The organism is Exiguobacterium sp. SRB7LM (assembly GCF_015712685.1).
GTDB lineage: Bacteria > Bacillota > Bacilli > Exiguobacteriales > Exiguobacteriaceae > Exiguobacterium > Exiguobacterium profundum.
In genome coordinates this window covers 1,025,067-1,042,385 of the sequence record NZ_VWVR01000006.1, presented here as the reverse complement: position 1 = coordinate 1,042,385, position 17,319 = coordinate 1,025,067, and the positions used below count along the sequence as shown (strand labels likewise).

Here is a 17,319-nt window from a genome sequence, read left to right as displayed (position 1 = left end):
AATTTTGCCACAATATTGTTTTGAATAAGAAGGGGATGAATCCTATGCAAATCAAAAAGATTACGTCTGGCTTGGCACAAGAGAACGGCTATGTGATTGAAAAAGACGGCACTGTCGTCGTCATTGACCCCGGAACGGATGACCCGAGGTTCTTCGATACAATCGAACGTTTCGGTACACTTTCAGCAATCTTGTTGACTCATGCACATTTCGATCATATCGGAGGAATCGATGCGCTGCGTGAACGTTACCAGGTGCCAGTCTATGTACACCGCTTAGAAGCGGATTGGCTGACAGATGGAGAAAAGAATGGCGCTTCTGCGTTCAACTTGCCGATACCATCGATGAAACCGGCAGAAAAAATCTACGAAGGTGATGTATTAGAAATTGGGAACATCGTATTTCGAATCTATCATACGCCGGGTCATTCCCCAGGGAGTGTCGTATTGTATATGGATGATGAAAGAATCGCCTTTTGTGGTGACTTGATCTTTAAGCAATCCGTCGGACGGACAGACCTGTTCGGTGGAGACCAGTCGACATTAATGGGGTCCATCGATCGGATGAAGCAGCTCCTTTCCGATGAGACGACGTTATACTCGGGGCACGGTCCTATGACGACGCTAGAAGAAGAAAAGCGGACAAATCCGTTCTTCACATAAAAAAAGATTGTCTCCGGCGAGACAATCTTTTTTTACATTTGGAAGTTGCTCCAATACGTAAAGACAACGAAGAAAATTGTCAAATACGCGCCGAAGACATATACATACGTTTTTTCAGTTAGTTTTAAGTAACCAAGAGCGACGAAGAAAATCGTTTGTGCTAAGAAGACAAGTCCCATAACGATAAAGTCGCCAGTATGTTCACTACTACTTTGGTCGCCGCCTAGTGCGCCTACGAAAGCAAGTGCCGCTACTAGTCCAGTCCAAAAGCCTAGGACACGAAACATTCTTGCCATGTTAATCCCCCCATACGTGCATTATTCCATTCTCATTCACTATTTTACCAACACATTCGAAAAAATGCTATGGAAACGTGATAATTGAGCAAAATAATCGTGAAAAATATGTGAAATCATTTCGGTAAATAAAGTTGTACAAAATTTATAAAAAAGTTGCACAAAACATGTACAAACGGGGTATAGAGATGTATAATCAACTTATACAAAATGAGCGAAGTGAAAGTTGAATGAGGGAGGAACATAAAAATGGCATCAGAACTAATGTTTTACACGTATCCAAGCTGTACTTCTTGTCGGAAGACGAAAGCGTTTTTACAAGAACAAGAACTTCAAGTGAGTGAGCGTCACATTTTCAGAGATGCACCAACAGTTGACGAATTGTTGCAGCTCCTTGCTATCAGTGAGGAAGGAGTCGACTCTCTCCTTGCGACGCGAAGCCAGGCCTTCAAGCAACTCGATGTTGACGTGGAGGATTTGAAATTAAGTGAGCTTCTTAAGTTGATGAGCGAAAATCCAAAGCTTTTGAAGCGTCCGATCTTAACTGATGGAAAAGAAGTGATTGTCGGATATGACAAGGTCTCAATCGAAACATATGCTCGTCGCCACAACACTGCAGCGGTTCAAGTTTCATAAAACAAGTCCACTTTCAACATAGTGGGCTTTTTTTTATGCTTGTCTCGAGGTGAACGAGATGAAGGAACTCATTGAAGATTTACTAGATGGAGCACGTCAAATCGGTGCGAGTGATCTTCATTTTATACCCGATGCAAACCAAGTAAAGGTTCAAGTTCGCTCTGCTAGTAAGCTTGCTGCACTTCAATCGATGGATGTCGAGCTGTATGATCGACTTACACTTCATATGCGATATTGGTGTTCACTACCTGAATCTAATCAACGTATTCCACAATCAGGTGTCTATGAATTGAATCAGGATGTCATCCGGGTGACCTTTCTCCCGTCGTTCGCCCAGACGTCAATGTCTTGGCGCATTCCCCATGACACGTTTGAACTCCAGCATCTGTTACGATCACACGATGTAGAACGATTTCAGAAAGTGGTGGCATCACATCATGGTCTTTTCTTTATAGGGGGTTCTACCGGAGCGGGCAAGACGACGGTACTGTATGCCCTTTTAAATCAGCTGAAGCATGAGCGGATTGTGACGATTGAAAACCCTCCTGAACAAATGGTCGATGGTGTCATTCAGTTGGAAGTGAATGCTAAAGCTGGACTTAGCCATCGACACTTGTTGAAAGAGACGCTTCGTGCCGACCCGGATATTATCGTGATTGGTGAGGTGCGGACAGATGAAGAATTGATGGTCGCATACGATGCCGCGCTCAGTGGTCATTTGACGATTACAACCTTTCATACCGCATCGATTCAAGATGGAGAAAAGCGGCTGACACAACTTCTTGGTATGGCGACCGTGGAAAGACATTGGTGTGTACTGACTCGAAATCAGGAGGTGACTTGCGAATGGTCAACGTTCCGATAATCCCATCGATTCGAATGATTCATCGTTTTCTTCGTCTACAATCACGAGGTGTGTCATTGAAGGTGACCATGGAGACGCTTGAACTTCATGAGAAGGGAAAAATGAAAGACTGTATTCGAGAGATGAGGGTATGTCTAGAAGCGGGCGTGAGTTTGTCTGAAGTATTTTCCATCTTGATCACGAATCGGCAAATGCAAGAGATTTTACATACGGCGGATCGCAACGGACGATTCATGGATGGATTGTCGCAAGTGGCAATGGTACTCGAGATGCGACAACGATTAAAGCAGGAGTTGCGGAGGCTAATTCGCTATCCGTTGATTATCTTTTTCATCCTACTTGCATTAGGCATGATTTATGCCTTATACATTTTCCCAAAATTAATGGGGATGGTTGATGTCTCGTCGCATGACGGCATAGAGTCGATTCTATTGTCGAATTGGTTCTTTCCTATGTTGTTTTCTATATTCGTGGTAATCGCGGTTCTCATATATGGATTTCATCGTCGAGGAGGAGAGCTCCCTTTTTACGTATGGAGACGTGGGAAAACACTCTATATGACCTATGTATTTGTCAGTGAATTATCCTTGCTCCAACATACTGAAACAAATATTAGGCAGATTATGAGTCGGCTAGCTGAGGAAGAGGGGGAAATGGCAGAGATGGCCAAGCGAATTCACCATCGCATGTCTGAAGGTGAAGGAATTGAAGCGGCGACAAGGTGTGAACCGTTTATCGATCATGAGGTTGTGAGTCTATTAGGTGTGGGTTCGATGAGTGGGGAACTTGGTAAATTGATGTCTCTTCATCGAGATCTAGTATTCGAAGAGATGGAGCAATATAGTCGGGGTTTGATTGAGAAAATTGAACCGTCTTTATACGGCATCCTCAGTGTCATGGTTGGTGTTCTTTTTTACACACTCTATTTACCGGTCAAACTCATTATGGCTCAATTGTGAAAGGAGAAAGATGAAATGAAGGAAGAGCGTGGGTTCACATTAGTTGAGATGGCGGCAGTATTACTCATTATATCAGTTCTTCTCTTGTTACTTGTCCCTTCTTTGTCGGACGGGAAATCTCGTGCTGATCAAGTGAGTTGCGAAGGTAGTGTTCGAATCGTTGAATCTGAAATCAATTTGCATTACGCGGAACATAAAGCCTATCCTGAAACGTTAGAAGTGATTAAGCGTGCGTCGGCTGCAGACCCACTCGTTTATAGTTGTCAATCCTCCGCCTATACGTATTCACCGACTGACGGCTCCTTAAAAAAACAATGAAAGGCTACACCTTGGTCGAAATAACTTGGGTACTTGTCGTGCTGTCGTTCTTACTATTGATCAGTGCACCGAGTACGAGACCGTTCGAACGAATGGAGCTCTACAATTTTACGGACTCATTGGTAGCAAATATTCAAGAAGCTGGGCAATTTCCCTATATTTCAGAAGAGGGAGATTGTGTACCACGATTGATTTGGATTTCGAAACAACAAACTTATCTGATTGTGTGTGGTCGAGAGGTAGTCAGGGAGGTTGATGTTCCTGATGGTGTGGATGTATATCTTCCGACGTACAACACTTTGACCTTTTCACAAGCGACAGCTTCTTATGCGGGACAGTGGAAATTCGTCAGTGGAAAGACATCGGTGACGCTCAAATTTCGAATCGGGACTTATGAACCGGAGGTGATTATTCGTGAAAGTGGATGAATCGGGTTTCTCATTATGGGAGCTAAGTGTCAGTCTTGCGGTGGTCATGGGGTGGATTTTCATTCTGACATCATTTGTCATGCAGGGGAACGAACGAATCCAACGGTTGAGTGATACGCTGTTCATCTATGAACGATTACAAGGAGAGGTTCTGCTTGAAGCCACTGAACCGACAGGGCGTGAGCAAGTGTGTGAGAAAGGATTTTGTCTGCCGACATTATGAAAAAGGCTTTACGATGATTGAAATGACGTTCGTTTTGCTGATCCTTCCCATGTTTCTTTTTCTTTTAGTGGAACTGCTCACGCTCGGTCAACATCTTTATGAACAGCCTAAATGGAATCATCATACGACACCTCAACTGATTGTGCGCCGTCTGATGGATAGCGAGAACTGTCGTGTTGACGAAGGGCGGTTACGGGGTGATTTCGTCAAATCGGATGAGGAGCGATGGTCATGGACGATCAAACAAGTAAATGGCAATTTGGTTATGGTCGGAGATGGAGGAGGAAACTTACTCTTTTTAAGAGGAATCGACCAGTATCATGTCGAAACGGTCGGAAAGGGATTTCGAATCTCATGGAAAGATTCATCGTTCAGAAGAGAGCGGCATGTCATGTGCATGAAGCAGGCTTCTTTCTCGTCATCACCTTGACCATTGTTGTTTGGTTACTCGGCGCCGCGTTATTTTGGTATACTGATGTGGAACGAACGACGAGGCGACTGTCAGAGGAAATCTTAGCGATTCGTTTTGAATCGCATTTGTTACTGGCGAAGGAGCGTTGCGCTGAACGACCGTTAACGTTGCATAAACCGACGGGAACTCTGACGTGTCGTCCGATTGCACCTAATCGTACTGAAGTGGACATTGTGTTAACATCCGGCGAACGGCATAAAGAGGTGATGGTTTATGAATGATAACCCGTTTTATATCGTGGGGTTTATGGGTACAGGTAAATCTACCTTATTCTCGTTTCTAAAAGAATATGGGGAGGTCATCGATCTTGATTTAGTCATTGAGTCCATGACTGGAATGGATATCGCTACATATTTTGACCGTTTTGGTGAGTCTGCGTTTCGTGATGTTGAATCAACAGTACTGCAACAAGTCACTGCTGACTATATCCTGACAGGTGGCGGAGTGGTGGAGCGCTCTGAAAATATACGTTGGATGCGAGAACGTGGTACGATGATCCATTTAAATCTTCCGTTCGACATGTGTTGGGAACGAATCAAAGATTCTGCACGACCACTTGTTAAAAAAGGACGGGAGGATGTTCAGACGTTGTTTCAACGACGCGATCGATTATATCGAACAGCGAGTGTATCCATCGATGCATCTCAACCGCCTGAAGACATCGCCAAGCAAATCATCCGTATAAAGGGGGAAAAAGTATGATCTGGATTAATTTCGCCATCATCGTATTTTCATTAATCGGACTTGGGATATACGGTTATCTCTTGTTCAAAAACAAGATGAAACCAGAATTTGGTCGTTTGAATCGTCTGACGGAACGTTTTAAAATTCGGGCAGACGTGATTGGTCAACAGGTCAATGAAATCAAGGGACACGTAGATGCGGTCAATCGATCTGTTACTCAAATAAAAGAGTTTGGGATCAATGCGAAGAATGAATCGATTGAATTAAAGCAAGCTGCCGTTGAGCTAACCCATGAAATCAAACGGACAGCTGGAATTGAACGTTCTGACGTTTCCACCGAGTCGAAAATATGAAATAATGAGGATGAAAACGTTTTCGTTTTTCATCCTTTTTCTTTTTCGCCTTTTTACCTATGCAGAAGGAATAAAAATTGTTAAAGTGGAATGGAAAACGAAAGATTTCAAAAACAAAAGCATTTTATGTTCGGGATTGGGGGATATTATGGAAAAGGTTACTTTGAAACGTACGCCTTTGTTCGAATTAATCGAACCGAAGGCGAAGATGGTTGATTTTGCGGGATTTGAAATGCCGATTATGTTCTCTTCGATTAAAGAAGAGCATTTGGCTGTACGTCAAAACGTGGGGATGTTTGATGTATCTCACATGGGAGAAATTCGAATCGAAGGGCCGGACGCGCTTGAGCAAGTTCAAAACTTGGTGACGAATGATATCTCGAAGATTAAAGTTGGTCAAGCCCAGTATAATCTTCTCTGTCTAAAAGACGGCGGTGTGGTGGACGATTTGCTTGTCTATCGATTGGATGAGGACGCTTATTGGCTCGTCGTCAATGCTTCAAATATTGAAAAGGATGAAGCGCACATTCGTCGACACGTTAAGGGAGACGTGGTTGTGACAAATGAATCTGATGAGTATGGTCAGATTGCGATTCAAGGACCGAATGCACAATCTGTTCTTCAAAGCATCACAAATGTTGCACTCGACGAAATCGGGTTCTTCAAATTCATGAACGGTGACGTGGCGGGTGTGCCATCGATCATCTCTAGAAGTGGGTATACTGGGGAAGATGGCTTCGAGATTTATGCTCGAGCAGAAGCAATTTCTGCCATCTGGGAAGCGCTTGAAGCCGAGGGTGTTACCCCATGTGGGCTGGGCGCACGCGATACATTACGTTTCGAAGCGTGCTTGCCGCTTTACGGTCATGAGTTGGATGAGTCGATCACACCATTCGAAGCGAATCTCAACTTTGCCGTCAAGCTAGATACTGACTTTGTTGGTAAGGAAGCACTCGTCACTCAAAAAGAGAACATTCCGAATCGATTGATTGGATTGAGATTGTTAGGTCGTGGGATTGCCCGTCAAGGGGCGCAAGTCGAATTGGATGGGAATGTAATCGGCGTTGTCACGACCGGTACGATGCCTCCGACTGTAAATGAATCAATCGCATGGGCACGAGTCGATGCACGTTACAAAGATGAAGAGCGTTTTGTCATCGACATCCGTGGCAAAAAGATTGAAGCCGAACGCGTACCGACACCTTTCTATAAACGAACGAAATGATACAGGGGGATTCAGAATGAACAGAATGGAATTTCGTTATTTACCGATGACCGAACAAGATGAACGAGACATGTTAGAGACAATCGGCGTCGATTCAATCGAAGCGCTTCTTTCAGATATTCCAGAAACACTTCGCGAACAAGCATCATTAGCGGCAATCGGGGCTCCGCTTCCGGAAGTCGATCTCGTTCGTCATATGACGAAGTTAGCTGATAAAAACAAACATACGAAATCATACCCGAGCTTCCTTGGAGCAGGGATGTATGACCATCTTTCGCCGAGTGTGATGAACCACATGCTTTTGCGTTCTGAATTCTATACGGCGTATACGCCATATCAACCTGAGATTTCACAAGGTGAACTTCAGGCGATGTTCGAATTCCAAACAATGATTTGTGAATTGACAGGGATGGACGTCGCGAACTCTTCGATGTACGACGGGATCACGGCTCTCGCTGAGGCGACTTACCTAGCGAGCGCGCAGACGAAGAAAAAACGTGTCGTCGTCTCCGGTGCAGTGCATCCTGAAGCAAAGGATGTAATCCGTACGTATGCTGACGGACCAGGTCTATCCGTTGATTACACAGATGTGGAGAACGGGGTGACGGATGTATCTGACCTCGATTTGACGGATGCATCGTGTCTTGTCGTACAATATCCAAACTTCTACGGTCGTATTGAAGACTTAGAAAAATTAGCAGAATTGGCTCATGAAGCCGGCGCGCTATTCGTCGTTTCGAGCAACCCGCTCGCCCTCGGGATTCTTGAGTCACCAGGAGCACTCGGTGCGGACATCACGGTCGGAGATGCACAGCCATTCGGTATTCCGCAAAGTTTTGGTGGACCGTCATGTGGATACTTCGCGGTCAAAAAATCTTTGATGCGTAAACTACCGGGCCGACTAGTCGGTCAAACGGTCGATGAGGACGGCAAACGCGGATTCGTGTTGACGCTTCAGGCGCGGGAACAGCACATTCGCCGTGATAAAGCGACATCCAATATCTGTTCAAACCAAGCACTTAATGCATTGGCTGCTTCAATCACGATGTCCGCTCTAGGGAAATACGGAATTCGTGATATGGCTGTTCGGAATATTCAAACCGCTCATTATATGAAAGAAGCGTTAAAAGCTGCAGGATTCAACATCGTGGACGAAGGACCAATGTTCAATGAGTTCGTCGTGGATTTTGGACGTGATGCAGAAGAAGTATCGCGCCATCTACTCGAGCGCGGCATGATCGGTGGTCTACCGCTTGGTACGTATGAAGGGGAGCGTCAGACACAAATGTTGGTTTGCGCGACGGAATTGCGCACGAAAGAAGAGATTGATCAGTTTGTCGAAGTGGTTGGGGGGATGAAATAATGCAACACGAGCAAACGCTAATTTTTGAAGTATCACGTGAAGGACGAACTGGATATAATTTGCCGACACCGACTGTCCCGGAGGTTGACCTTGAGACGTTGTTACCGGCTACGATGATTCGGAAAGAGGCGGCGGAACTTCCAGAAGTGTCTGAACTTGATGTCGTTCGCCATTACACGTCTCTGTCTACTCGAAACCATGGGGTCGATTCAGGCTTCTATCCGCTCGGTTCGTGTACGATGAAATATAATCCGAAAGTGAACGAAGATATGGCTCGTCTTCCTGGATTTGCACATATTCACCCGTTGCAACCGGTTGAGACGATTCAAGGTGCGCTCGAACTCATGGTGGACTTACAGGAGCAACTCGCTGAAATCACGGGGATGGACGAAGTCACACTCCAACCAGCGGCAGGTGCCCATGGGGAATGGACGGGGCTTATGTTGATTAAAGCGTTCCATGAGCGTAATGGGGATACGGCTCGTACGAAAGTACTCGTACCAGATTCGGCGCACGGGACAAACCCGGCGTCCGCAGTCGTTGCTGGATTCGAGACGGTGACCGTCAAGTCGGATGAGCGCGGTCTCGTCGATTTGGATGATTTGAAGTCAAAAGTTGGAGCGGATACGGCTGCTCTCATGCTGACAAACCCGAATACGCTTGGACTATTTGAAGCGGATATCCTTGAAATCTCAAAAGTCGTTCATGAAGCTGGCGGGAAGCTGTATTATGATGGCGCGAACTCAAACGCGATTCTTGGAATCGCACGTCCTGGGGACATGGGCTTTGACGTCGTCCACTTGAACTTGCATAAGACGTTCACAGGGCCTCACGGCGGTGGAGGTCCAGGCTCAGGTCCAGTCGGGGTGAAGCGTGACTTGATTCCATTCTTACCGACTCCAATTGTGACGAAAACAGATGATGGATATGGTCTCGATTACGACCGACCACATTCAATCGGGCGAATCAAACCATTCTATGGAAACTTCGGGATCAACGTTCGAGCGTACAGCTATATCAAGACAATGGGCGCAGAAGGATTGACGCGGGTATCCCGTGAAGCGGTCCTCAACGCCAACTATATGTTTGCGCGACTAAAAGATGCGTTCGACGTGCCATATGATACGTATTGCAAACACGAATTTGTCTTGTCAGGGAAGCGTCAAAAAGCCCTTGGTGTTCGTACACTCGATATCGCTAAACGCCTTCTTGACTTCGGTTACCACCCACCGACAATCTATTTCCCATTAAATGTCGAGGAATGTATCATGGTGGAACCGACAGAGACAGAATCAAAAGAAACACTCGATGCGTTCTGTGATGCGATGCTCCAAATTGCCAGAGAGGCGGAAGAGAATCCGGAAATCGTTCAGACTGCTCCTCATACGACGGTCGTTAAACGGATGGACGAGACACTCGCTGCCCGTAAACCGGTCTTGAAATATGAGCGTCGTGAGGCGTCATCTGTAAAATAAAGAAAGGGCGAGTCGATGATTGAATCGACCCGCCCGTTTTTTTATGCTTTTTTAATCTTGCCCTTCCAGTTCTTGAAGCCGCCTTCGAGCATGTAGATATTGTTGTATCCGTTCTTCATCAGGAGTTTAGCCGCCTGGTTTGAACGTGAACTACCTTGACAGTAAATTAAAATCGGTTGATCTTTACGCAGTTCTTTCATGCGTAGTTTCATTTGGCCGACCGGGATATTCCGGGCACCAACGATATGTCCACCTTTGTATTCGTTCGGTTCACGCACGTCAATCAACTGACCTTTACGGAGTGAGGCACGGAATTCTTCTTGTTTCATTTTTTTCAACCCGCGAGCTGGCATGAAACGCCATACGATGTAGGCGATCAAGGCAACCCATAGGAGGATGACGAGGATTGTTTCGAGTCCCATAGATGTTCTTCCCTTCTCTTTCAAAGTTACCATATCTCATTATAATGAAATTAAGGTCATGAGACAATGATTGACTCAATCAATCGGGGCTTTCCCTTTCGATTTCATTCTAATTAGGATAAAATAAGGAATGGAAACCGGAACATTAGGGGAGGTCGTGCCCATGCCGACGCCGAGTATGGAAGATTATTTAGAACGTATTTATTTATTGATGTCAGAGAAAGGCTATGCGCGTGTATCTGATATTGCGGAACATTTAGGGGTCCATCCCTCCTCTGTCACCAAAATGGTTCAAAAGTTGGACCGTGAAGAATATCTTGTGTATGAAAAGTATCGTGGTCTCATGCTTACAAAAAAGGGTCAAAAAGTAGGGAAGCGATTGGTCGAGCGTCATGCGATGCTCGAGTCTTTTTTACGTCTAATCGGAGTAGATGAAGCAGATGTGTACGAGGATGTCGAGGGTATCGAACACCATCTCAGTTCGAACACGCTCGACTGCATGACACAGTTTGTGGAATTTTTTGAAGATAAGCCTGAACTCATGAATCAATTTAGAGAATTTCGGGAACAAGAACGAGCTTCAGAAGAATAATATGTGAAAAGCATCAATCTAACTCGATTGATGCTTTTTATTTTGCTCAATATCGCTAAAATACGAACGAAACATTCATATTTATCTTAGAATGTATATTTTTTAGTCGTCATTATGTTAAGATGAATCGTGGATTGAATAGATAGGGGGTGACGGCGAACATTCGCCGGATAAATGGAGATTCAAATTAAAGGAAAACTGTTTGATGAACAGCAGATTCAAAAACGTGTGAAAGAATTGGCTGAAGAGATTGAGAACGATGCAGAGGGGATACCGATTGTGATCGTCGCCGTATTAAAAGGCTCGATGGTCTTTGCGGCAGACTTGATGCGATACATGAAAGGGAGCGTTCAGCTCGATACGGTCGCGACGTCTTCTTATGGGAAAAAGTCGGTCTCGAGTGGGAGTGTGCAGCTTCGAAAGGACTTGGATTTAGATGTGGAAGGAAAGTATGTTGTCATTATCGAGGACATCATCGACACGGGACAGACGTTGAAATTCTTATGTAAACATATGGAGCTCCATCAACCGAAACAGTTGAAAATTTGTACGCTTCTGGACAAGCCGGCGCGTCGACTCGTTCAGTTGGACGCAGACTATGTCGGATTCGAGATTCCTGATGAGTTCGTCATCGGGTATGGGATCGATTACGCGGAACAATATCGGAATCTGCCATATATCGGATATGTAGAAACAACATAAAAAGGAGCGCCGTGGCGCTCCTTTTACATGTTTGCTTTCTTTTTCTTCTTCCCTTTTTTTCCTTCAATCACTGTTAGGTGTGGAGGATTGCTACGATGTACGGTTGAACGTTTAGATAACTTGGTGACGTTCGAACCAGGTTTCTTCCCTTTCCGGTTTTTAGCGGAAGCGGAAGGTTTGACTTGAGGACCGCGACTTCCCTGCATTCGTTTTTTTGAGGCTTGCGCGGTTTTACGATAGCGTGCATCTTCTGCAGACATACGTGGTGCCATGAAGACGCGATAGATCACATAAAAGACTAACCCGAATATCCCGATGAACAACAATTGTCTAAACAGGCGACCTGGATCGGTGGCAAGCATATGCCCGACCCCGATGAAGCCAAGGATAAACACGATTGTTGCAGCGATCGAACCGACTCTTTGTCTGATCATGGTGCTTCCTCCTCTTATCCCTCTCTATGAATGACCGATTCTCCTAACTCTTTTCGTTCCCATGTTTCAAATGCTTCAATCGCGACTTGAATCTGCTCATCATTTGGTTCTCGTGTCGTCAATAATTGGAGCGACAGGCCCGGTTTGCCAAGGAATGACAGAAAGCGATGGTCGCGGAAACGGTTGGTAAACTGCAGGACTTCAAATGAGATTCCGATGACGACCGGCAATAGCGCGATTCGGCTGACGAGTCGCAACCAGAGCGGGTCAATTGGCACAATCATGTAAACGCCGATCCCGACGAAGACGGTGAATAAAATGAAGCTTGAGCCACAGCGATAATGCAATCGCGAGCTTTGGCGTACTTGTTCAACCGTGACCGGACGCCCGGATTCATAGCAATTGATGACTTTATGCTCAGCGCCGTGATATTGGAAGACACGCTTAATGAGTGGCGTCAATGATATCAAGTAAAGGTAGCTGAGTAACAATACTAATTTTATTCCCCCTTCAAGGAGGTTTTGAATCACATGTCCGGAAAATAAAGGTACGTCTTGAAACATGGCCGCGAGAAGTGCTGGCGTCACATTGAAAATCAATTTACCAAAAACGTACGAGATGACACCGACGATTGCGATGAAGGCAATCATCCATATGCTCTGTTTTTGGTCTTCGTTCGTGTTCGTATCTTCACTTGGATCGACATCATATCGATCGCTCGCAAAGTTCATATGTGCAGAACCGTTCTTTAACGATTCATACAGCGCGACAATCCCTCTCAAGAAAGGTACTTTTTTTAAAGATTGGACCCAAGGGACAAGAATGCGTGCTTGCTCGAATGTTTCAATCGAGCCATCTTTTCGCCGGATGGCAGATGCGCTTTCAGAGCGGCCTTGAAACATGACGCCTTCCACGAGCGCCTGTCCCCCGACTGGGATGGTTGGTTTGGAATTCATTCACTTTCCTCGATTCTTCAAATGTTGTACTTGAATTATACCGTGATTTGTAAAAAAAGCGAAAGGGCAGAAGGCTCGATTCACGTTCTTTCGATAAATTTGTTACAATAGATGAGACTTGACGAACGAGGGGGGAAGAAGGTTGCGGATTTTAGTTTTAAATGGACCGAATTTAAATCTACTGGGTCGTCGTGAACCGGATGTATATGGCGAGGTGTCGTTGAAAGGTTTGGCGGCAGAACTGATGCTGCGCGCTCCAGAAGACGTCGAACTCACCTTTAAACAATCGAATCATGAGGGAGATTTAATTGATGCGCTACATGACGCTTTTGATTATGAGGGTGTCATATTGAATGCAGGTGCCTATACGCATACATCAATCGCGATCCGGGATGCCATATCCGCTATCGCTGCCCCAGTCGTTGAAGTACATATCTCGAACGTGCATGCACGCGAGGCTTTTCGGCATGAGTCGAAACTTGCTGCCGTCTGTATCGGTGTCATTACCGGTTTTGGACTCACGAGCTATACGTTAGCGCTGCATGCACTAATCGAACATTGGAGGAATCGACATGATTGAACGCGTAAACAAACTGCAAGCACAGTTAGGAAAAAACGAGATTGATGCATTACTCGTCACAAAACGTGAGAATATCCGCTACTTATCTGGTTTCACCGGGTCGAGCGGTGTCATAGTCATCACGTCGAATTCGGCAAGTTTCATCACGGACTTCCGTTACACGGAACAAGCGAACGATCAAGTAAAAGGGTACGACATCATTGAGCTTGATACATCACTCATCAAGTCGGTAGCAGATGTCGTGTCCCGTGAATCCATCAAGCGCCTTGGCATCGAGCAGGATGCGATGACAGTGGGGCAATATCGTGCCTATGAAAAAGATGTCGACGCTCAACTTATTGAAACGTCTGGAATCGTAGAAAAACTGCGCTTGATTAAGGATGAATCAGAGATTAAGATTATGAAGGAAGCTGCGGCAATCGCTGATGCGGCGTACGCCCATATCCAGACGTTCATTCGTCCTGGTCGTACCGAGAGAGAAGTCGCGAACGAACTCGAAATGTTCATGCGTTCAAAAGGTGCTGACTCGTCATCGTTCGACATGATTGTCGCCTCGGGTCTCCGTTCGGCACTACCACACGGTGTGGCAAGTGATAAAGTCATCGAATCTGGAGAATTGGTTACGCTTGATTTCGGTGCTTACTATAAAGGGTACTGCTCAGATATCACGCGTACGCTTGCAATCGGTCCGATTTCGGATGAGTTGCGTCAAATCTACGATACGGTACTTCGTGCCCAACTTGCTGGTGTAGAAGGCACACGTGCCGGAATCACTGGCATTGAAGCGGATGCATTGACACGCGATATTATTAAAGAAGCTGGATATGGCGAGTACTTCGGCCACTCGACAGGACATGGTCTTGGAATGGAAGTGCATGAGGCCCCAGGATTATCGTTCCGTTCGGAAACGGTGCTCGAACCTGGTATGGTCGTAACGATCGAGCCGGGTATTTACATCAACGGTGTCGGTGGTTGCCGGATTGAAGACGATGTCGTCATCACAGAAGACGGATGCTACCGTCTGACACAGTCGCCAAAAGAGTTAATTACGATCGAGGCATAAGCTTCATCTGAATTTAGGAGGAAATCAATATGGTATCAGTTAACGATTTAAAAACAGGATTGACGGTCAAAACGTCTGACGGTTCGATTTGGCAAGTCATCGAGTTCCAACACGTAAAACCGGGTAAAGGAGCGGCATTCGTTCGTACGAAAATGCGTAACTTGCGTAACGGTGCAATCCAAGAAACGACGTTCCGTGGTGGAGAAAAAATCGAACGCGCACACATCGAGCGTAAACGCATGCAATATCTTTATCCAATGGGCGACACGTATGTCTTCATGGACAATGAATCATACGAGCAACTTGAATTGACAAGCGCTCAAGTCAAATCAGCACTTCCATATTTGCTTGAGAACATGGAAGTCAGCATCGCGGACTACGAAGGGGAGATTCTTGGAATCGAGCTTCCAACGAGCGTTGTCTTGACAATCGTCGAAGCAGACCCAGGCGTAAAAGGTGACACGGCATCGAACGTGAAGAAAAACGCGACAGTGGAAACAGGACATGTCATTCAAGTGCCACTTTTCATCGAACCAGGTGAAAAAGTGACAGTCGATACACGTACTGGAGAGTTCATGGGTCGTTATAACGGTTAATCCTTACGAGTGCTCATTCGAATGAATGGGTGCTCTTTTTTTCTCGTTGCATTCATTGGTCTGACCAGTTATAGTGAAGGAGAGATTAGTACCAGGTATAAACAGGGGGTAAGAAAGATGCAAATCGATCAAATTAAAGAGCTTATTCAATTATTGGACCAATCATCAGTCCATGAAATGGAGCTTGAAACATCTGATTTCAAACTGTCATTAAAGAAAGAAGCGCAACAAACAGTGAGCGCGCCTATCATGCAGACACAAGCATTCGCACCGCCTGCGCCTGCTCCTCAAGTAAATGAACAAACAGAAGAACCGACGCTAGAAAAGGCGTCTTATCGTACAATCACCTCGCCGATGGTCGGAACGTTCTATTCACGTCCGGCCCCGGATAAAGAAGTGTTCGTGAACGTCGGCGATCGTGTCGAGTCAGGACAAATCGTTTGTATTCTAGAGGCGATGAAACTGTTTAACGATGTCGAAGCGGAAATCAGTGGCGAAATCGTAGAGGTGTTAGTCGCCGATGGCGATCTCGTCGAATTCGGTCAACCGCTCTTCAGCGTGAAGTGAGGTCGTTATGAAATTATTAATTGCTAACCGCGGGGAAATCGCGGTTCGAATCATACGTGCAGCAAAAGAATTGAATATTCCGACGGTCGCTGTCTTCTCTGAGGCAGATCGTGAAGCGTTACATGTTCATCTGGCTGACGAGGCTTATTGCATCGGTCCGAATCCATCGAAGGACTCCTATTTGAATATCCCTAATATTTTATCAGTCGCCTGCGCCGTGGATGCGACGATGGTACATCCGGGTTACGGCTTTTTGGCTGAAAATGCCGAGTTCGCTGAGATGTGCGAGGCGTGTGGAATTCAATTTGTCGGCCCAAGCAGCTATGCGATTCGCAAAATGGGAATCAAGGATGAAGCCAAACGAACGATGATCGAGTCAGGGGTTCCTGTCGTTCCAGGTTCAAGTGGTGTCGTCACAGACGAAGAAGCGATGGAACTCGCGCGTGAGATGGGCTATCCGGTCATCATCAAGGCGACAGCCGGCGGTGGAGGACGTGGCATTCGCGTCGCTCGAGACGAGGACGAACTCGTTTCAGGATTGGTCGCGACACGTAAAGAAGCGAAGCAGGCGTTCGGGAATGGTGACGTGTATCTCGAAAAGTTCATCGAGTCGTTCCGTCACGTCGAAGTGCAGGTTCTAGCCGACCAATTCGGTAACGTCATTCACTTAGGTGAACGTGATTGTACAATCCAACGTCGCATGCAAAAACTAGTTGAAGAGGCGCCATCACCTGCGATTGATGAAACGACACGTCAATTGATGGGGGATGCGGCCGTCAAAGCGGCAAAAGCCATTCAGTACTCGGGAGCGGGAACAATCGAGTTCATTTACGTTCCAGAATCAAACGAGTTTTATTTCATGGAGATGAATACCCGGATCCAAGTCGAGCATCCCGTCACCGAGATGATCACAGGATTCGATCTCGTTCAAGCGCAGCTTGAAGTGGCGCTCGGACATCCACTTGCCATCTCACAAGAGGACATTACGTTCTCAGGACATTCCATCGAATGTCGAATCAACGCGGAGGACCCATTTATGGACTTCCGTCCGATGGCAGGGAAGATTGACCAATATATCGTTCCAGGCGGTATGGGTGTCCGTGTCGATAGCGGACTCTATGCAGGAGCGATGATCCCGCCGTTCTATGACTCGATGGTAGCGAAGTTGATTGTTCATGCACCAACGCGTGATGAGGCCATTCTGAAAATGTTGCGTGCTTTGGATGAGTTTACGGTTTCGGGAATTAAAACGACGATTCCGTTTCATCAACAAGTCATGGCACATGAGCAGTTCCGCATCGGTACGTTCGATACGAAATTCGTTGAAAAAGAAATGTCATTGGCAAAATAACGTGAACCAGGAAGCCCGAACATTATTTCGGTTTCCTGGTTTTTTGTACTGAATTTATGAGTGCTTTATGCTAAACTATCACAATGAAAGCATGTAA

General features: G+C 45.9%; 25 protein-coding genes. 21 read left to right on the top strand and 4 right to left on the bottom strand.

Annotation, left to right across the window (positions count from 1 at the left end; translation table 11 throughout):
- Positions 1–44: 44 nt before the first annotated feature.
- Positions 45–662, top strand: coding sequence for an MBL fold metallo-hydrolase (locus tag F3H97_RS06220; protein ID WP_196430856.1), 618 nt, complete (start codon positions 45–47; stop codon positions 660–662).
- Positions 663–694: 32 nt separating this feature from the next.
- Here F3H97_RS06220 and F3H97_RS06215 read toward each other — a convergent pair whose 3' ends face one another.
- Positions 695–958, bottom strand: a complete 264-nt coding sequence (locus tag F3H97_RS06215) for a DUF2626 domain-containing protein (protein ID WP_012726597.1) — start codon at positions 956–958, stop codon at positions 695–697.
- A gap of 249 nt (positions 959–1,207) precedes the next feature.
- Here F3H97_RS06215 and F3H97_RS06210 point away from each other — a divergent pair, with 249 nt between their 5' ends.
- The 13 genes from F3H97_RS06210 (at position 1,208) to gcvPB (ending at position 9,959) form a co-directional block, all read left to right on the top strand.
- A complete protein-coding gene (locus tag F3H97_RS06210; protein WP_012726596.1) occupies positions 1,208–1,594 on the top strand; it encodes a Spx/MgsR family RNA polymerase-binding regulatory protein in 387 nt (128 codons plus the stop codon).
- Positions 1,595–1,652: 58 nt separating this feature from the next.
- On the top strand, positions 1,653–2,459 hold the full coding sequence (locus F3H97_RS06205) for an ATPase, T2SS/T4P/T4SS family (protein WP_074036680.1): 807 nt from the start codon (positions 1,653–1,655) through the stop codon (positions 2,457–2,459).
- Positions 2,441–3,418 carry a type II secretion system F family protein gene (locus F3H97_RS06200; RefSeq protein ID WP_196430855.1) on the top strand — a complete coding sequence of 326 codons (978 nt, stop codon included), beginning with the start codon at positions 2,441–2,443 and terminating at the stop codon, positions 3,416–3,418. Before F3H97_RS06205 ends, F3H97_RS06200 begins: the two co-directional genes overlap by 19 nt.
- 15 nt (positions 3,419–3,433) lie before the next feature.
- The gene (locus F3H97_RS06195) at positions 3,434–3,736 is read left to right on the top strand and encodes a prepilin-type N-terminal cleavage/methylation domain-containing protein (RefSeq protein WP_074036684.1); all 303 of its coding nucleotides are present in this window, start codon (positions 3,434–3,436) and stop codon (positions 3,734–3,736) included.
- A gap of 11 nt (positions 3,737–3,747) precedes the next feature.
- Positions 3,748–4,164, top strand: a complete 417-nt coding sequence (locus tag F3H97_RS06190; protein ID WP_230872822.1) for a prepilin-type cleavage/methylation domain-containing protein — start codon at positions 3,748–3,750, stop codon at positions 4,162–4,164.
- The gene (locus F3H97_RS06185) at positions 4,151–4,387 is read left to right on the top strand and encodes a hypothetical protein (RefSeq protein ID WP_074036688.1); all 237 of its coding nucleotides are present in this window, start codon (positions 4,151–4,153) and stop codon (positions 4,385–4,387) included. The genes F3H97_RS06190 and F3H97_RS06185 overlap by 14 nt, the downstream gene beginning before the upstream one ends.
- A 13-nt stretch (positions 4,388–4,400) precedes the next feature.
- Positions 4,401–4,817 carry a hypothetical protein gene (locus F3H97_RS06180; RefSeq protein ID WP_074036689.1) on the top strand — a complete coding sequence of 139 codons (417 nt, stop codon included), beginning with the start codon at positions 4,401–4,403 and terminating at the stop codon, positions 4,815–4,817.
- Positions 4,781–5,080: a hypothetical protein gene (locus F3H97_RS06175; RefSeq protein ID WP_143180238.1), complete on the top strand. Its 300-nt coding sequence runs from the start codon at positions 4,781–4,783 to the stop codon at positions 5,078–5,080. Before F3H97_RS06180 ends, F3H97_RS06175 begins: the two co-directional genes overlap by 37 nt.
- The gene (locus F3H97_RS06170) at positions 5,073–5,561 is read left to right on the top strand and encodes a shikimate kinase (protein WP_031423319.1); all 489 of its coding nucleotides are present in this window, start codon (positions 5,073–5,075) and stop codon (positions 5,559–5,561) included. The genes F3H97_RS06175 and F3H97_RS06170 overlap by 8 nt, the downstream gene beginning before the upstream one ends.
- On the top strand, positions 5,558–5,896 hold the full coding sequence (locus F3H97_RS06165) for a hypothetical protein (protein ID WP_074036691.1): 339 nt from the start codon (positions 5,558–5,560) through the stop codon (positions 5,894–5,896). Before F3H97_RS06170 ends, F3H97_RS06165 begins: the two co-directional genes overlap by 4 nt.
- Positions 5,897–6,044: 148 nt before the next feature.
- Positions 6,045–7,121 carry a glycine cleavage system aminomethyltransferase GcvT gene (gene gcvT / locus F3H97_RS06160; RefSeq protein WP_074037908.1) on the top strand — a complete coding sequence of 359 codons (1,077 nt, stop codon included), beginning with the start codon at positions 6,045–6,047 and terminating at the stop codon, positions 7,119–7,121.
- 25 nt (positions 7,122–7,146) lie between these two features.
- Complete coding sequence (gcvPA, locus tag F3H97_RS06155) at positions 7,147–8,484, top strand: aminomethyl-transferring glycine dehydrogenase subunit GcvPA (protein ID WP_196431846.1); 1,338 nt, start codon at positions 7,147–7,149, stop codon at positions 8,482–8,484.
- Positions 8,484–9,959, top strand: coding sequence for an aminomethyl-transferring glycine dehydrogenase subunit GcvPB (gene gcvPB, locus F3H97_RS06150; RefSeq protein ID WP_196430853.1), 1,476 nt, complete (start codon positions 8,484–8,486; stop codon positions 9,957–9,959). Before gcvPA ends, gcvPB begins: the two co-directional genes overlap by 1 nt.
- Before the next feature lie 41 nt (positions 9,960–10,000).
- Here the strand turns inward: gcvPB and F3H97_RS06145 are convergent, their stop codons facing one another.
- Positions 10,001–10,381, bottom strand: a complete 381-nt coding sequence (locus tag F3H97_RS06145; RefSeq protein ID WP_012726584.1) for a rhodanese-like domain-containing protein — start codon at positions 10,379–10,381, stop codon at positions 10,001–10,003.
- Positions 10,382–10,544: 163 nt separating this feature from the next.
- On the opposite strand from F3H97_RS06145, the gene mntR reads away from it, so the two are divergent.
- Positions 10,545–10,973, top strand: a complete 429-nt coding sequence (gene mntR, locus F3H97_RS06140; RefSeq protein WP_159562467.1) for a transcriptional regulator MntR — start codon at positions 10,545–10,547, stop codon at positions 10,971–10,973.
- A gap of 174 nt (positions 10,974–11,147) precedes the next feature.
- The gene (hpt, locus tag F3H97_RS06135) at positions 11,148–11,675 is read left to right on the top strand and encodes a hypoxanthine phosphoribosyltransferase (protein WP_159562466.1); all 528 of its coding nucleotides are present in this window, start codon (positions 11,148–11,150) and stop codon (positions 11,673–11,675) included.
- A gap of 23 nt (positions 11,676–11,698) precedes the next feature.
- On the opposite strand, the gene F3H97_RS06130 is transcribed toward hpt, so the two are convergent.
- Together F3H97_RS06130 and F3H97_RS06125 are read right to left on the bottom strand one after the other, a co-directional pair.
- A complete protein-coding gene (locus tag F3H97_RS06130; RefSeq protein WP_159562465.1) occupies positions 11,699–12,109 on the bottom strand; it encodes an SA1362 family protein in 411 nt (136 codons plus the stop codon).
- Between the two features lie 14 nt (positions 12,110–12,123).
- Positions 12,124–13,065 carry a DUF1385 domain-containing protein gene (locus F3H97_RS06125; protein WP_159562464.1) on the bottom strand — a complete coding sequence of 314 codons (942 nt, stop codon included), beginning with the start codon at positions 13,063–13,065 and terminating at the stop codon, positions 12,124–12,126.
- 142 nt (positions 13,066–13,207) lie between these two features.
- On the opposite strand from F3H97_RS06125, the gene aroQ reads away from it, so the two are divergent.
- The 5 genes from aroQ (at position 13,208) to accC (ending at position 17,222) form a co-directional block, all read left to right on the top strand.
- Positions 13,208–13,645 carry a type II 3-dehydroquinate dehydratase gene (gene aroQ / locus F3H97_RS06120; RefSeq protein ID WP_159562463.1) on the top strand — a complete coding sequence of 146 codons (438 nt, stop codon included), beginning with the start codon at positions 13,208–13,210 and terminating at the stop codon, positions 13,643–13,645.
- On the top strand, positions 13,641–14,708 hold the full coding sequence (locus F3H97_RS06115; RefSeq protein WP_159563645.1) for a M24 family metallopeptidase: 1,068 nt from the start codon (positions 13,641–13,643) through the stop codon (positions 14,706–14,708). Before aroQ ends, F3H97_RS06115 begins: the two co-directional genes overlap by 5 nt.
- Positions 14,709–14,737: 29 nt before the next feature.
- Entirely contained in the window at positions 14,738–15,304 is a 567-nt protein-coding gene (efp, locus tag F3H97_RS06110; RefSeq protein ID WP_012726577.1) for an elongation factor P, read from the top strand.
- A 117-nt stretch (positions 15,305–15,421) separates the two neighbouring features.
- Positions 15,422–15,871 carry an acetyl-CoA carboxylase biotin carboxyl carrier protein gene (gene accB, locus F3H97_RS06105; protein ID WP_196430852.1) on the top strand — a complete coding sequence of 150 codons (450 nt, stop codon included), beginning with the start codon at positions 15,422–15,424 and terminating at the stop codon, positions 15,869–15,871.
- 7 nt (positions 15,872–15,878) lie between these two features.
- Entirely contained in the window at positions 15,879–17,222 is a 1,344-nt protein-coding gene (gene accC, locus F3H97_RS06100; RefSeq protein WP_012726575.1) for an acetyl-CoA carboxylase biotin carboxylase subunit, read from the top strand.
- Positions 17,223–17,319 lie beyond the last annotated feature (97 nt).

What these genes read in the sequence shown, in the direction of transcription:
- F3H97_RS06220 (WP_196430856.1), top strand. Translation starts at nt 45, where the DNA reads ATGCAAATCAAAAAGATTACGTCTGGCTTGGCACAAGAGAACGGCTAT.
- F3H97_RS06215 (WP_012726597.1), bottom strand. Translation starts at nt 958, where the DNA reads ATGGCAAGAATGTTTCGTGTCCTAGGCTTTTGGACTGGACTAGTAGCG.
- F3H97_RS06210 (WP_012726596.1), top strand. Translation starts at nt 1,208, where the DNA reads ATGGCATCAGAACTAATGTTTTACACGTATCCAAGCTGTACTTCTTGT.
- F3H97_RS06205 (WP_074036680.1), top strand. Translation starts at nt 1,653, where the DNA reads ATGAAGGAACTCATTGAAGATTTACTAGATGGAGCACGTCAAATCGGT.
- F3H97_RS06200 (WP_196430855.1), top strand. Translation starts at nt 2,441, where the DNA reads ATGGTCAACGTTCCGATAATCCCATCGATTCGAATGATTCATCGTTTT.
- F3H97_RS06195 (WP_074036684.1), top strand. Translation starts at nt 3,434, where the DNA reads ATGAAGGAAGAGCGTGGGTTCACATTAGTTGAGATGGCGGCAGTATTA.
- F3H97_RS06180 (WP_074036689.1), top strand. Translation starts at nt 4,401, where the DNA reads ATGATTGAAATGACGTTCGTTTTGCTGATCCTTCCCATGTTTCTTTTT.
- F3H97_RS06170 (WP_031423319.1), top strand. Translation starts at nt 5,073, where the DNA reads ATGAATGATAACCCGTTTTATATCGTGGGGTTTATGGGTACAGGTAAA.
- F3H97_RS06165 (WP_074036691.1), top strand. Translation starts at nt 5,558, where the DNA reads ATGATCTGGATTAATTTCGCCATCATCGTATTTTCATTAATCGGACTT.
- gcvT (WP_074037908.1), top strand. Translation starts at nt 6,045, where the DNA reads ATGGAAAAGGTTACTTTGAAACGTACGCCTTTGTTCGAATTAATCGAA.
- gcvPA (WP_196431846.1), top strand. Translation starts at nt 7,147, where the DNA reads ATGGAATTTCGTTATTTACCGATGACCGAACAAGATGAACGAGACATG.
- gcvPB (WP_196430853.1), top strand. Translation starts at nt 8,484, where the DNA reads ATGCAACACGAGCAAACGCTAATTTTTGAAGTATCACGTGAAGGACGA.
- F3H97_RS06145 (WP_012726584.1), bottom strand. Translation starts at nt 10,381, where the DNA reads ATGGGACTCGAAACAATCCTCGTCATCCTCCTATGGGTTGCCTTGATC.
- mntR (WP_159562467.1), top strand. Translation starts at nt 10,545, where the DNA reads ATGCCGACGCCGAGTATGGAAGATTATTTAGAACGTATTTATTTATTG.
- hpt (WP_159562466.1), top strand. Translation starts at nt 11,148, where the DNA reads ATGGAGATTCAAATTAAAGGAAAACTGTTTGATGAACAGCAGATTCAA.
- F3H97_RS06130 (WP_159562465.1), bottom strand. Translation starts at nt 12,109, where the DNA reads ATGATCAGACAAAGAGTCGGTTCGATCGCTGCAACAATCGTGTTTATC.
- F3H97_RS06125 (WP_159562464.1), bottom strand. Translation starts at nt 13,065, where the DNA reads ATGAATTCCAAACCAACCATCCCAGTCGGGGGACAGGCGCTCGTGGAA.
- efp (WP_012726577.1), top strand. Translation starts at nt 14,738, where the DNA reads ATGGTATCAGTTAACGATTTAAAAACAGGATTGACGGTCAAAACGTCT.
- accB (WP_196430852.1), top strand. Translation starts at nt 15,422, where the DNA reads ATGCAAATCGATCAAATTAAAGAGCTTATTCAATTATTGGACCAATCA.
- accC (WP_012726575.1), top strand. Translation starts at nt 15,879, where the DNA reads ATGAAATTATTAATTGCTAACCGCGGGGAAATCGCGGTTCGAATCATA.